11 protein-coding genes are annotated in these 13,136 nt (G+C 65.3%); 5 read left to right on the forward strand and 6 right to left on the reverse strand.

Annotation, left to right across the window (positions count from 1 at the left end; all coding sequences use genetic code 11):
* Positions 1–103 precede the first annotated feature (103 nt).
* From BARAN1_RS02445 to add, 3 genes are all read right to left on the reverse strand, one after another.
* Positions 104–844 (reverse strand): DUF429 domain-containing protein, encoded by a 741-nt coding sequence (locus BARAN1_RS02445; RefSeq protein ID WP_157959392.1) that lies wholly within the window; start codon positions 842–844, stop codon positions 104–106.
* A gap of 13 nt (positions 845–857) precedes the next feature.
* Positions 858–1,916 (reverse strand): hypothetical protein, encoded by a 1,059-nt coding sequence (locus tag BARAN1_RS06510; protein ID WP_157959393.1) that lies wholly within the window; start codon positions 1,914–1,916, stop codon positions 858–860.
* Between the two features lie 132 nt (positions 1,917–2,048).
* Positions 2,049–3,071, reverse strand: coding sequence for an adenosine deaminase (gene add / locus BARAN1_RS02450; RefSeq protein ID WP_157959394.1), 1,023 nt, complete (start codon positions 3,069–3,071; stop codon positions 2,049–2,051).
* A gap of 123 nt (positions 3,072–3,194) precedes the next feature.
* On the opposite strand from add, the gene BARAN1_RS02455 reads away from it, so the two are divergent.
* Positions 3,195–4,526, forward strand: coding sequence for a BaiN/RdsA family NAD(P)/FAD-dependent oxidoreductase (locus tag BARAN1_RS02455; RefSeq protein WP_122030735.1), 1,332 nt, complete (start codon positions 3,195–3,197; stop codon positions 4,524–4,526).
* A gap of 132 nt (positions 4,527–4,658) precedes the next feature.
* Here the strand turns inward: BARAN1_RS02455 and BARAN1_RS02460 are convergent, their stop codons facing one another.
* The 3 genes from BARAN1_RS02460 to BARAN1_RS02470 all read right to left on the reverse strand — a co-directional run bounded on the left by BARAN1_RS02460 (position 4,659) and on the right by BARAN1_RS02470 (position 8,508).
* Complete coding sequence (locus BARAN1_RS02460) at positions 4,659–6,215, reverse strand: ABC transporter substrate-binding protein (protein WP_122030736.1); 1,557 nt, start codon at positions 6,213–6,215, stop codon at positions 4,659–4,661.
* Positions 6,216–6,581: 366 nt separating this feature from the next.
* The gene (locus BARAN1_RS02465) at positions 6,582–7,481 is read right to left on the reverse strand and encodes an ABC transporter permease (protein ID WP_157959395.1); all 900 of its coding nucleotides are present in this window, start codon (positions 7,479–7,481) and stop codon (positions 6,582–6,584) included.
* 7 nt (positions 7,482–7,488) lie between these two features.
* A complete protein-coding gene (locus BARAN1_RS02470; RefSeq protein ID WP_157959396.1) occupies positions 7,489–8,508 on the reverse strand; it encodes an ABC transporter permease in 1,020 nt (339 codons plus the stop codon).
* 256 nt (positions 8,509–8,764) lie between these two features.
* Between BARAN1_RS02470 and BARAN1_RS02475 the strand changes: the two genes are divergently transcribed.
* The 4 genes from BARAN1_RS02475 (at position 8,765) to BARAN1_RS02490 (ending at position 12,919) form a co-directional block, all read left to right on the forward strand.
* Positions 8,765–9,889 (forward strand): ROK family transcriptional regulator, encoded by a 1,125-nt coding sequence (locus tag BARAN1_RS02475; RefSeq protein ID WP_157959397.1) that lies wholly within the window; start codon positions 8,765–8,767, stop codon positions 9,887–9,889.
* Entirely contained in the window at positions 9,886–11,130 is a 1,245-nt protein-coding gene (locus BARAN1_RS02480) for an ABC transporter substrate-binding protein (protein ID WP_122030739.1), read from the forward strand. The genes BARAN1_RS02475 and BARAN1_RS02480 overlap by 4 nt, the downstream gene beginning before the upstream one ends.
* Positions 11,131–11,201: 71 nt before the next feature.
* A complete protein-coding gene (locus BARAN1_RS02485) occupies positions 11,202–12,068 on the forward strand; it encodes a carbohydrate ABC transporter permease (RefSeq protein WP_231944290.1) in 867 nt (288 codons plus the stop codon).
* Positions 12,065–12,919, forward strand: coding sequence for a carbohydrate ABC transporter permease (locus tag BARAN1_RS02490; protein ID WP_122030740.1), 855 nt, complete (start codon positions 12,065–12,067; stop codon positions 12,917–12,919). The genes BARAN1_RS02485 and BARAN1_RS02490 overlap by 4 nt, the downstream gene beginning before the upstream one ends.
* The last annotated feature ends 217 nt before the right edge of the window (positions 12,920–13,136 follow it).

Genomic DNA, 13,136 nt, shown 5'->3' on the forward strand with positions numbered 1-13,136 from the left:
GAGCGGGGGGATCGTGGCTGAAGGGGGATGTGTGCTCTCTTTCGGGAGCGGGCTGCCGCGCGCGATCACGTCGAGGGCCTCACCTCTCCCCAGCGGGCGCACCTCAGGTAGCAGGCTGGATCGGGACGAGGATGTAGCCGGTGTTGAGGTCGCCAAAGCAGCGGTAGCCCGTCTCCCCCCAGTACCAGAGGTGGAGGGCGATGTGAGCGCAGAAGAGCGCGTCGAAGAGGTCCTCCACACGCTTCAGCTCCCGGCCGCGGAGCCCCCGCACCGTGATACCGTTGAGCAACCGATCCGCTTCCATCGCCGGCTCGCCCCGGGCCAGGGAGGCGAGGAGCCCCTTCAGGCGCTCGAGCTCCTCCCACTGCACCGCGGAGGGCCGGTCCCGGCGGGCCTTGTACTTGAGCGTCTTCTCCAGCCCGAACAGCTCGACCATCCCCGGGTGGGGGTACACCTCGACCACCTGACGGGTTGAGGCCTGGCGCCGGACCTTAGGCGTGTGGGCGAACCCGAGGCCACCCAGGCGGGTGACGAGGATCTCCCCCCGCACCTCGGGGCCGAGGCGGGCCCGGTTGGCGGGGTAGGCCCCTGCCTCACCCTGGCGGTACCTTTGGGAGAGGGCCCGGTCACAGGGCCTCGTCCCCCCCTCGTTGGGAACGACGAGTGGGGCATCGATCGCCACGAGGGCGCTCTCTTCTCCGACGCCTTGGGCGATGAAGGAGAGGACCTCTGCATCGCCTCCAAGCGCGCTCTCCCACACCCGGGGCCGGCCTGTGGTGCCATCCCAGTCGAGGACGACGGCCCCGGACGTGTTGCGGGGCGACCAGGCGAGATCCACCCCCACGAACCGCAATTCCCTACAGCGGCGGGGTCTCGGGCTCTGCCTCGAGGATGGACAGCTTGTATTCGCCGCTCCCCTCGCGCCGGACGATGCGGATGAACAGCTTGCATACGCCGTCGAGAAAGCACTCCCCGAGCGATTTACAGTCCACGCCGGGGTAGCAGGGGACGCGGATCGTGGAGGGGGAGGACACGTCCAGACACTGGGCGAGGACATCCCCGCACGGATCGTGAACGAGGTGTAGGTCTACGACGAGGCTCCCCGGGTCCACCCATACCAGGAAGGCATCTCCGTAACTCGCCTCGATCCTGTACCAATCCTGGTAGTCACCCTCGCCAAGCGTCCCTGAGTAGTGTCCGGGCTGGAGGAGGACGGCATCTTCTTCGCCTGGACCGTAGGACTCAGGGAGGTCCTGGCGGGCGACGGAGGAGAGATCGAGCCCGGGGAGGAGGCACTCCGCCGGCGGATCGCCGGGGGAGCAGAGGAAACCTGGGCCAGCAAGGCACGTCGGTTCGGGAGTCGGAGGGGGAGGCTCGGGCGGGGGGGGAGGGGTGGGCAGCGTGGGCAACGGGATGGGAGTGGCGGCCACGGGCGCGGCCCCGAAGGTGAGGCTGCCCCATGAGAAGCCCACGTGGGGATCGCACCCCAGCACGCGCTGGGCGACGATCACGAGTTCGGAGCTGGTGGGGAAGATCCGCGTCTCCCCCCGCACCGGATAGCCCACCAGACACTGGGCGGAGGCGGGGGGTGTGGCGCGGAGCCACAGTTCCGCGCGCTGCCAGTACGGATCGCCTGGGGAGCGGTAGTACAGGCGCACGAGGACGTCCCGTGCCGCTTGACACGTTGCGCAGAGATCGTCCGCTACCCCTTCCAGGACGAGGGGCAGGGCAGCCCCTGGTGGGACATTCGACACGTGCCAGGTGGCCGTGTCCGTCAGCCGGGCGTCGGAGAGCCAGCACTCCTCCCCCCGCTCCTCCCCTGAACAGAGGAACGCATCCGTCTGCACCGCCCATCCCCACGAAGGCAGGGCGAGGCAGCCCAGCGCGAAGGCGATCAGGGATATCCGTCTCACCACCCACCACCCCCTTCGGAACGGAAGCCATTCTAGGGCGCGAGGGGGGGCAGGGGCAAGTGGGATGCCCTTCCACCCGCCGCAGGCCACCGGGCAATGCTGGGTTCCGGTTGCCCACCGGGCGAACAGGTCAGGTCACAACGCCGCCTCGACCTCGGCCCGGAGGGCGTCCTTCACCCCGGAAGGGGCGAACGAAGCCGCGGCGCTCGCGATGAGGAGCGCCCGCACCTCGTCCCGGCCGAGGCCGAACGTGTCCACGACTCGCCACAGCTCCTCGGTCGCGGAGGTCTGGGACATGAGCCGGTTGTCCGTGTTCACGGTCACTGGGATCCCCAACTCGAGGTAGCGCTGGAGGGGGTGATCGGAGAGGGAGTGCATGAACCCCGAGATCTGGAGGTTGCTCGTCGGACAGGTCTCGAGCGGGATCCGCCCCGCGCGGACCCTCTCCTCCACGGCGGGGTCCTGGAACAGGTACACCCCGTGCCCGATCCGCTCCGCCCCTAGATCGAGGGCCTCCCCGATGTGCTCCGGGCAGCAGCCCTCCCCAGCGTGGAGGGTTACGTGAACGCCCGCCTCCTGGGCGAGGTGGATTGCCTCGGCATGGGGGAGGAGGGGGAACCCCCGCTCGGGGCCAGCGAGGTCGAATCCCACCACCCCCTGGTCGTGGTATCGGCCAGCGAGCCGGGCCACCTTCGCCGACCGTTCCGTTGGCTCGTTCCGCATCGCGCACAGGATGAGTCCGGTGGAGATGCGGAGTTCGGTCTCGGCGCGCCGCATTCCGGCCAGCACTGCCTCGACGACCGCGCTCGGGCTCAGGCCCCGCCGCAGGTGGAGGAGGGGAGCGAATCGGATCTCGATGTAGATCACGTTTTCGCTCGCCGCGTCCTCACAGAGCTCCCACGCCGCCCGTTCCAGGGCCTTTGCTGTCTGGAGGAGGGCGACCGTGATCCGGAACGCCTCCAGGTACTCCTCGAGCGGACAGGGCACGGGGGGGAGGACAGCCACCTCCACCTCGGTGGCGATGCGTGGCCGGTGCCGCATGGGCAAGGCATCCCACAGCTCGCGCACCGTCCCGGGGCGGAGCGAGCCGTCGAGGTGGACATGGAGGTCGAACTTCGGCAAGCGGGCCACCGTCTCCCGGCCAAGGACGCGGTCCATACCCTGATCGTAGCCTGTCCCCGCGCTCATGTCAGGGCCAGTTGACGGCGTGGCGGATCCCGTCCCTCCGGCAGCGCGGGGTCGGGTGCTGCTTTATGTGCCCTGTACGCTACACTGGGGCTCATGGTGTGGGACGTGGTGGTCGTGGGAGGGGGGCCGGCGGGCCTGTTCGCGGCCGTGTCCGCGGCGGAGGGGGGGGCGCGGACGATCGTCCTCGAGCGGATGCCCACCCCTGGCCGCAAGATCCTCGCCTCCGGCGGGGGGCACTGCAACCTGACGCACGGGGGGGAGATCGCGGACTTCCTTGACCACTACGGAGGGGGAGATCGTCCGGGCGCCGGGGGGCGGTTCCTGCGGCCGGCCCTGTACGCGTTCTCGAACGCGGCCCTCGCGGCCTACTGCGCTGAGCGGGGCGTTCCCGTGGTGGAAGATCGAGATGGCCGCGTGTTCCCCGCTTCCCGCCGGGCGCAGGATGTGCTCGACCTCCTTCTCAGGGAGGCCCGCCGCGAGAGGGTGGAGATCCGAACGGGCGTCCGGGCCCGGTCTGTGGAGGCAAAGCGGGGAGGGTTCGTCGTCCGGGCTCGTGACCGTGGCCAACCGGTGGCCGGCGGACGGACCGTCATCCTCTCCACCGGCGGCCGATCGTACCCGGCGCTCGGGGCCACCGGCGACGGCTATCGCCTTGCTGCGTCGCTCGGGCACCGGATCGTCCCACCCCACCCCGCGCTCGCCCCGCTCATCATTGAGCGGGACGCGTTTGCTCCGTTCGCGGGTTGTGCTGGGGTCTCGCTCCCGGGCATGGCAGTGGCCGTCGTTCGCGACGGATGGCGTAAGGCTGAGGCGAGGGGGGATGTCCTGTTCACCCATCGTGGCCTCTCCGGCCCCGCGGTCCTCGACCTCTCCCGCCACGTCCGTCCCGGGGATGAGCTGCGCGTCCCACTTCTTCCGAGCGGGGGCGATCTCCCCGCCGTAGCGGAGGGCCTGGGAGCGCGCATTGAGGAGCATGGGAAGCGGACCGTGGTCCGCATCCTCCACGAGATGGGCGTCCCCGAACGGCTGGCTCGGTCCGTGGTCGTTGCCCACGGCCTCGCCCCGGGGACGAGGGCGGCGAACCTGCCACGGGGTGCCCACCGCGCTTTGGCGCTGAGCCTCGCCGGGGGCCGCACTTTGGGGCACCCGTTCCCCGTTCTCGCGCTCGGGGGGTGGAACGAGGCGCTCGTCACCCGGGGCGGGGTCCGCCTGAGCGAAGTGGATCCGAAGACGATAAGGAGCCGGCTCGTTCCGGGCCTGTTCTTTGCCGGCGAGATCCTCGATGTGGATGGCGATACCGGGGGCTACAACCTCCAAGCCGCCTTCTCCACCGGCCATCTCGCTGGGCGGAACGCAGCGCGGATCGCCCTCCCTCATGATTCTCCTCCGGGAGCGGTGGGGCCAGCAGGGCGATCCTCCGCCTGAGGGAGCCATGGGGTTCCCTGGGCCAAGATCAAGGCCCGCGCGGCGAGCCTTAGCGTGAGGGTGGGAGAAAGCGAGAGAGGAGAACAACCAGGGGGCCGAGGCACGGCCCCCTGGAGGGTTGCGACCCGCGACCTACTCCTTGTAGATGCGGTAGACGTTGATGTCCATCGTGATATCGAGCGAGAGCCCCTTTACGTTCGCCCGACGCGCGGTGACCATCTCGTCCGTCATCGACCACAGTGGAACCCATGGTACGTCAATTGTGCTCAAGATCTGGACGCCTTTGTACAGCCCCGACCTCTCAGCAATATCCACCGTAGATGTGGCGAGTTCGAGCATCCACTTGTAGGCCTCGTAGTTCGGGTGATGGTTCATGAATGTCCCCATCGACTCGGGAGCCTCGGTCAACCACGGAGCCAGGAAGTTCGAGGTCTCAAGGTAGTCCGGGTGCCAGCCCAGCAGGAACATGTCGAAGCCCCCCTGTGACATGCGCTCGGAGTAAGCGGCCCACTCTAGAGACTGGATGCGTATCTTGATCATCCCAGTTTCCTCAAGGCTTCCCGCGATGACGGTCGCTACATCAGCCTCGAACGTTCCATAGTGGCTGGGCGTGTACCACAGATTGAGCTCGACCGGTCGGGCCTCGCTGTAGCCAGCCTTGGTGAGGAGTTCCCGCGCTACGGCGAGGTCCCGCTCGGGGAACGTTGGCAGGGCACCGAAGAACGGCGGATCGACATTCGGCACCATCGTGTAGATCGGGTCAACGATGCCGCTGAACACCTGGTCGATGATCGCTTGCCGGTCGACTGCGTACGCGATCGCGCGGCGCACGAGGACTTCATCCACCGGGGGTTGGGTGACGTTGAAGAGGAGGTATCGGATCCCTGGGCTGGGCGGCCAGTACTCGACGATGACATTGGGGTTCTTCTCCAAGTCTGCGATGTCCTGGGGAGCCAGGGTGCGGAACACGAAGTCGACGTCTCCGGCCTCGATTGCCGCGCGCAGGGTCGCCGCGTCGGCGTACATGACCTCGATGACCTCGCGCGATTTCGGGGCGGGTCCGTAGTACCCGTCGTAGGCCTCATACTTCACATATTGGTCGGGCTTGTACTCGACAAGCTTGTACGGTCCAGTTCCCGCGTACCGGCCCCTGGTGTATTCATTCTCGCCGACGGATGGGTCCAGGGAGTAAATCAACGCCGGGGCAACCTGACTCGTCATCCGCGACAGGAAAATAGCGTCCGCATAGGTAAGTGTGATCCGAACCGTGAGCTTGTCTACTGCCTCAATCTTCTGGATGTAGGGCTTGATCAGCCCGACGCCACCTTTTGGCCCATCGAGGCGGATCGTTCTCTCCAGCGCGAACTTCACCGCCTGCGCATCACAGTCCTTCCCATCCCAGAACTTGACTCCGGGACGAAGGTGGAAGGTGTAGACCATGCCATCATCTGAGATCTCCCAACTCTGAGCCAGATCCCCGACGATCTCCAACGTCTCGTCGTCAAGCTTGACGAGAGCACCCGTGGTGTGACGTAGCACGTGCCAAGTGTAGGCGTCATACGAGTTTTCGAACGAGAGCTCCGTGACGCGGTCTGTCGTTCCCATGATCAGAGGTTCGACGGCCCCCGCACCCAATCCGAGCAATCCGACAGCCACCAGAACGACCAACATCCTCGCCATCTTCGCCATTGTTGCCCCTCCTTGTGAGCCACGAAGGATCACCACGGAACTGGACCAATGATGTGTCCGGTTATCACCTCCCCCTAGTGCCGTATAGCACAACCTTAGTAACGCATCCTAGCACGGGAGGGTGTGCAGGTCAACTGCCCGTCCGGGCGGCGCCTTAGGGCATGGTGCCTGGCTTTTGGGGCATGGTCAGGCGAAATGCTCCTTTCCCCAGAGCGAGCCGAATGGCGAGGTGGTGCGTCTCCACCACCCCGATGACGCGGACTTCGCCCCATCGGTCTTGAGTTTGCCGCGTTCCCATTCGCCTCCGAGCGGTAGGTCCGAGCGATGCTGCCTAGGATCTCGAGAGGTCAGCGCTCTCCGGGCCAACTAGATCTTGTGCCTTCGTTTCGGATTGACAAGATCGCTTACCCCTTCTCCGATCAATCCGAATCCCAGGGAGAGGAAGACAATCATCAACCCTGGGAAGGTGATCAGCCACCAAGACCCAGATTGTAGATATTTTTGGCCATTTTGGATGTCAAACCCCCAATCAGGGGCCGGAGGTGGGAGACCGAATCCAAGGAACGACAAAGCGGCCACTGTGAGGATCGCATCCGCCAAGTTGAACGATGACACTGCCATGATCGCATTGACTGTGTTGGGCGCCATGTGACGCAAGACGATGCGGGTTCTAGATGCCCCAACGGCACGGATAGCCTCGATGTAGGTCGTTTCGCGGACCTTCAGCACCTCCGCCCGCGAGACTCGAAAGTAGGTTGGCACGTAGACAATCGCGACTGACCAGATCATCGGCTGCAACCCTGCGCCGAGGACGACGACGAGGGTGATCGCAAGGATGATCGACGGAAACGAGTAGAGCGCGTCCATCGCCAACGAAAGACCTCGGTCGAGCCATCCCCCGAAGAAGCCGGAGATCCATCCGAGAACCGAGCCCCCGACCATGCTGATGGCGACAGCGGAAAACGCGACGATCAAGGATGCTTTGCCTCCGCTGATGACGCGACTGAACACATCCCGTTGGAGCTGATCGGTTCCCATCCAATGCTGGGCTGAGGGGCCCTGCAACCGCGGCGCGCTTCGGTACTGCATCGGATCATAGGGCGTGAAGCCCGGAACCTGCCCGAGGATGGTCATGATGATGAATCCGCTCACGATCACGATTCCAACGAGGAGGATCCGCTCACGGGCGACCAGCCGTGCGCCACGGCCGATGCGGCTTATGGCTTGTGCACCCCCATGAGAGCTGGTTTCTGAGATCGGTTTCACCGTCACCTCAGTACCTCACGCGGGGGTCGATCACGGTGTAGAGAACGTCAATGATCAGGTTGATCACCGAGATGAAGATCGCGATAAAGATCACGGTCCCCTGGATCGCGGGGTAGTCACGTGCAGTGATCGAGCTCATCAGGTAGCTCGCGACCCCTGGCCAGGAGAAGACCGTCTCCGTGAGAACAGCCCCCCCCATGAGGATGGCGAACTGGAGCCCGAACACCGTGACGATGGGAATGAGAGCGTTGCGCAGCGCATGCCTCAACACAACCCCCCACTCCCGCAAGCCCTTGGCCCTTGCTGTCGTAACGTAGTCAGCGTCAAGGACCTCGAGCATGCTGGCCCGCGTCATCCTCCCCAAGAAACCCGCTTGAGCGAACCCCAGTGTGATCGCCGGCAGAATGAGGTGTCTCGCCGCGTCGGCCACCCAATCCCAGCGCCCCTGGAGCATCCCGTCAAGCAGGAAGAAGCCCGTCTTCGATTGGAAGGCGTAGGATATGTTTCCGCTCAGGGGCTTGGCCACGGGGAGCCAACCGAGTTTCACTGCGACAAACACCTGAAGCATGAGTCCCAACCAGAACAAGGGGACTGCAAAGGAGCCGATGTGGAATACCCGTATCGCATGGTCAATGACCTGGCCGGGCCGGGTGGCCGCGATCACACCTGTAACAAACCCCAGGAGAACCGCCGCGAGGAGCCCGAAGATGGCGAGTTCCACCGTTGCCGGGAGGCGGCTGAAGAGCTCCCTGAGGACGGGCTGGCTGGTGCTCATCGACGTGCCGAAATCGCCCCGGATGATCTGCCCCAAGTACTCCCCGTATTGGTGAATCAGGGGCTTGTCGAGTCCAAGCTTCTGCCGGTGCGCTTCGAGGACTGTCGGTGAGACGTTCCTTCCTCCCAGCATGGCGAGCACCGGGTCTCCGGGCATCACACGGAGGATTACGAACACAATCGTCACCAGGATGAAGAGCATCGGGATCGTCAACATCAGCCGTTGCGCTATGTACCGTGAGATTCCCCCCATGCTCTCCTCGCTCCGCTCCGCCACCCTCGGTGGCCTGAATCAAGGTCGTCAGCATACCAGGGGAAACGAGGCAGGGCAAGGGAAGAATGGCCTCATGCACAAGACGTGGTCCTCGCGTTCGCGCGTCGCCCCACGATCCCGAGGCCTGGCGCAGCTGCTTGAGCCTGCGCTGTCGGCCGGTCCGCTGGGCGACCAGGCGGGGGTTGACCGGTCGCTCCTCCTTGGGTACAATTGTTTTGTAAAACGTTTAGCCAAAATGAGCACGAATGCGACTTCTAAGCTACTTCAGGCGTTGTGGGACCCGGACGGGGCCACGCGGCGGGAGCTGGAGTCCTCCCTGGGGCTATCGCGCCCCACGGTGGACAGGGCCCTCGCCGACCTCGTGAGCCGTGGCCTCGTCGTCCCGGTGGGGACGCGATCCCTGCGGGGTGGCCGGCCGGCAACGGTGTACCGCCTCGACGGGAGCGTCTGCAGTGTGGTCGGGGTGGATCTTGAGCTTCCCCAGCTCATGTTCGTGCTGTCCGATCTGTGGGGGAACCCTCAGGAGTCCCTCCCGCTGGCGCTGGACGGTGGTTCGGAGGACCCGGTCCCCCTGCTGCGGCAGGTGGGGGAGGAGCTCACGGAGTGGCTGACAGGTCTGAGCATCACGTGGCCCCGCGTCGGGGGGGTCGGCGTTGCCCTCCCCGCGTTCGTCACCAATGGGGTGGCAAGCTTTGCGGGGAAGACGATGCCGTCCTGGCGGGGGGTAACGGTTCGGGAGATCCTGGAGCGGGAGGTTCCGGCGCGGGTGCATGTGCATCACGATACTCACGTGATGGCCCTCGCCGAGGCGTGGGGTTCGGGATGGACGGAGGGCACGCTCCTCTATGTTGCCCTCCGCCCTGGGCTCGCTGGGGAGGTCCGGTTTGGGGCAAGCCTTCTCGTCGATGGGCGCCCGTACCGGGGGGCCCACGGCCACGGCGGCTCCCTGTACCGGGCGTACGTAGCGAGAGAGGAGATGGAGGGCTGCAGCGCGAAGGAGAGGGTGGATCTCCTCGTAGAGAGGGCAGTCGGCTTCCTCGTCCATGCTGTAACCCTCCTCGACCCGGAGCGGGTGGTCTTCCATGCCGAGATGTTGGGGGCGGACGAAGAGGCATTCCTCGCCGGGTGTCGCCGGCGACTCCGGGTGGAGCTGGCCGGGGAGTTCCTGGACCAGTACAAGGTGACCCTCGCCGTGGAGCGCGGCCCAGCCGCGGCCCTCGGCGCCGCGATCGCAGTGGTCGAGCACCTGCGCGACAACCCCGAGGCCCTGTTCACAGGACAAGGAGGTGAGAGAGGGAGGAGGAGTTCTCGAGCGAAGAGGACCACGGTTACACCACGAAGAAAAGGAGGTAGCAAATGACAAGGCGACTGGTGGTTGGTCTTCTGTTGGCAGGTCTTGTGGGGGGCCTCGCCCAGGGAGCGGTGACGATCATGGTCCTGTGGAGCGGGGACGAGCTGGCGGCGTTCCAGAAGGTGGTTGACGCCTTCCAGGCTCAAACCGGGATCACGGTCCGGGTGGAGAGCGTAGGCCGGGATCTCCCGACGATCCTTGCCACCCGGGTGGCGGCGGGGAACCCGCCGGACCTCGCCGGGATGCCGAACCCCGGCCAGATGGCGGAGTTCGTGGCCCGCGGGGCCCTCATCCCGGTGGACGGCCTCGTCGACCTCGCCCAGTTCCCCAAGGCGTTTGTGGACCTGGCCACCGTTGATGGCAAGGTCTATGGGATCTTCATCTCCGCCGACCTCAAGTCCCTCGTGTGGTACAACCCTGATGCCCTCTATGCTGAAGGGCTGGCGCCAGCGGACTCCTGGAATGAGCTCCTGTACATCACCGAGGCGCTAGCCGCCCGGGGGAAGACCCCGTGGGCGGTGGGCCTCGAGTCCGGGGCAGCTTCCGGCTGGCCGGGCACGGACTGGATCGAGGACATCATGCTCCGCACCGCTGGCCCTGAGGTCTACGACCAGTGGGTAAACCACGAGATCCCCTGGACCCATCCCGCGGTGAAGCGGGCGTTTGAGCTGTTCGGGGAGATCGTCCGCAACGAGGCTTACGTCTACGGCGGCACGACTGGGGCTCTCTCCATCAACTTCGGGGACTCCCCGGCGGTGCTGTGGGATCCCACCCCGGGCGCGTATCTCCACCGTCAGGCCACGTTCATCAAGAGCTTCATCGCCGGTGCCCACCCTGAGCTCGATCTCGATCGGGATGTGGCGTTCTTCGTGTTCCCGCCGATCGACCCCCAGTGGGGGACTCCGCTCCTCGGGGCGGGGGACCTCATCTCCGCGTTCCGTGACACCCCTGAGGTGCGGGCGTTCCTCCAGTACCTGGCCGGCCCAGAGGCCCAGGTCATCTGGTGCGGGGCGCTGGGGAAGCTTGCCACGAACGTGAACGTGGATCCCAGCATCTATCCAGATCAGCTGACCGCCCAGGCGGCGGAGATCCTCAAGGGCGCTGAGATCTTCCGGTTCGACGCCTCGGATCTCATGCCGGCCGCGGTGGGGTCGGGTGCGTTCTGGAAGGGCATCCTCGACTATGTGTCGGGCGTGCCGCTCGATCGAGTGCTCCAGGAGATCGAGGCCGCGGCGCAGGCCGCGTACTAGGGTCGTAGGTCCGTGTGCGCCGGGGCGGGGCGACTCTGCCCCGGCGCACACTCCTTCCCAAGGAGACCGGCATGAACATGGGACGGGCCCACTGGCTGTACCTCGCCCCCGCCCTCCTACTCCTGGGGGTGTTCCTCGTCTACCCGAGCGCGGAGACGATCCGCCTCAGCTTTTATGGCCCACGTTCGGATACTTTCGTCGGGTTCCAGAATTACATTCAAGCCTTCACGTCCCGACCGATGATCATCGCGTTCCGCAACAACCTCCTGTGGCTCGTCGTGTTCACCACATTCACGGTTGGGATGGGCCTCGTCCTCGCCGTGCTCCTCGATCGGGTGCGCTACGAAGCCGTCATCAAGTCGGTGATTTTTCTCCCAATGGCCATTTCCTACGTGGCAGCGGGGGTGATCTGGCGGTTTGTGTACGCGTTCCGTCCGGCGGTTTCCCCCCAGATTGGTCTTCTCAACGCAATCGTGGTCGCGTTGGGGGGGCAGCCGGTGGGATGGCTCATTGAGCGACCGTGGATCAACAACCTCGCCTTGATCGTGGTGGGGGTGTGGGTGTGGACCGGGTTCTGCATGGTCGTCCTCTCCGCGGCGTATAAAGGGATCCCCAAGGAGATGCAGGAGGCAGCCCGGATCGACGGGGCCAACGAGTGGCAGGTGTTCCGCCACGTCACCATCCCCTTCCTCAAGTCTACCCTGGCCGTGGTGACGACAACGATGATCGTGTTCGTCCTCAAGGTGTTCGACATCGTGTACATGATGACGAACGGCGCCTACGACACCGATGTGATCGCCAATCGGATGTACAACGAGATGTTCCAGTTCAACAACTACGGCCTGGCGAGCGCGATCGCGGTGGTCCTGTTCCTGGCGATCATCCCGTTCCTCGTCATCAACGTGCGGCGGTTCCGGACCCAGGAGGCAGTGAGATGAAAGCCACGCGGATACTCAAGAGGCTACCGCTTCACCTCCTCGTCATCACCCTCGCTGTGATCTGGCTCGCCCCGTCACTGGGGCTCCTCGTGAGCTCGTTCCGGCCCCGGCAGGACCTCCTCTCCTCCGGGTGGTGGACGGCCCTCGTCACCCCAAGTTATTGGAGCCAGTTCACCCTCGACAACTACCGCGATGTGCTCACCAGCCAGGGGATGGGACGCGCCTTCCTCAATAGCTTCATCATCACTGTCCCCACAACTCTGCTTACCCTCGCCATCGCTGCCCTCGCTGCCTACGCGTTGGCGTGGATGAACTTCCGCGGCCGGCAGCTCCTCCTCATGACGGTGATCGGGCTCATCGTGATCCCGCTCCAGATGACCCTCATCCCCGTGCTGCGCATGTTCAACGTCCTCAAGCTCTCCGGGACCTTCCCTGGGATCTGGCTTGCCCACGCCGGCTATGGGCTCCCGCTCATGATCTACCTTCTGCGCAACTTCTTCGGGGCCCTGCCGCGGGAGCTCTTCGAGTCCGCGTTCATCGATGGGGCGACCCCGTTCCGCGCGTTCGTGAAGCTGGTGCTCCCGCTGTCGGTCCCGGTGCTCGCCTCGGCCGGGATCTTCCAGTTTCTCTGGGTGTGGAACGACCTCCTGGTGGCCCTGGTCTACCTGGGAGGGTTTGAGGAGGTCGCTCCCCTGACCCTGAAGCTCTCCCTCCTTGTGGGGTCGCGGGGCCAGGACTGGCACCTCCTCACCGCAGCCGCGTTCATCTCCATGATCGTCCCGATGATCGTCTTCCTCTCCCTGCAGCGGTACTTCGTCCGCGGCATCCTCGCCGGGGCCGTCAAGGGGTGAGCCAACTGACCGCCTTGGAGGAAGCGGGAAGGGCAGCATTGGACCGCCTTCGGGTTGAGGTCAGGATCGGCGAAGAGAACTTCCATCTTGCAAATGCGGGGATGATGAAGGACCGAGTTAGGTTTGGGATCTTTCCTCGCGATCTTCTTACCACCGGGCTCATCGGGGGTGAGGAAGCCCTGATGCGGGAAACACTGCGGTTTTGCGGCGCCACAAT

The organism is Candidatus Bipolaricaulis anaerobius (genome assembly GCF_900465355.1).
Lineage (GTDB): Bacteria > Bipolaricaulota > Bipolaricaulia > Bipolaricaulales > Bipolaricaulaceae > Bipolaricaulis > Bipolaricaulis anaerobius.

What these genes read in the sequence shown, in the direction of transcription:
- add (WP_157959394.1), bottom strand. Translation starts at nt 3,071, where the DNA reads ATGGACCGCGTCCTTGGCCGGGAGACGGTGGCCCGCTTGCCGAAGTTC.
- BARAN1_RS02455 (WP_122030735.1), top strand. Translation starts at nt 3,195, where the DNA reads ATGGTGTGGGACGTGGTGGTCGTGGGAGGGGGGCCGGCGGGCCTGTTC.
- BARAN1_RS02460 (WP_122030736.1), bottom strand. Translation starts at nt 6,215, where the DNA reads ATGGCGAAGATGGCGAGGATGTTGGTCGTTCTGGTGGCTGTCGGATTG.
- BARAN1_RS02470 (WP_157959396.1), bottom strand. Translation starts at nt 8,508, where the DNA reads ATGGGGGGAATCTCACGGTACATAGCGCAACGGCTGATGTTGACGATC.
- BARAN1_RS02475 (WP_157959397.1), top strand. Translation starts at nt 8,765, where the DNA reads ATGAGCACGAATGCGACTTCTAAGCTACTTCAGGCGTTGTGGGACCCG.
- BARAN1_RS02480 (WP_122030739.1), top strand. Translation starts at nt 9,886, where the DNA reads ATGACAAGGCGACTGGTGGTTGGTCTTCTGTTGGCAGGTCTTGTGGGG.
- BARAN1_RS02485 (WP_231944290.1), top strand. Translation starts at nt 11,202, where the DNA reads ATGAACATGGGACGGGCCCACTGGCTGTACCTCGCCCCCGCCCTCCTA.
- BARAN1_RS02490 (WP_122030740.1), top strand. Translation starts at nt 12,065, where the DNA reads ATGAAAGCCACGCGGATACTCAAGAGGCTACCGCTTCACCTCCTCGTC.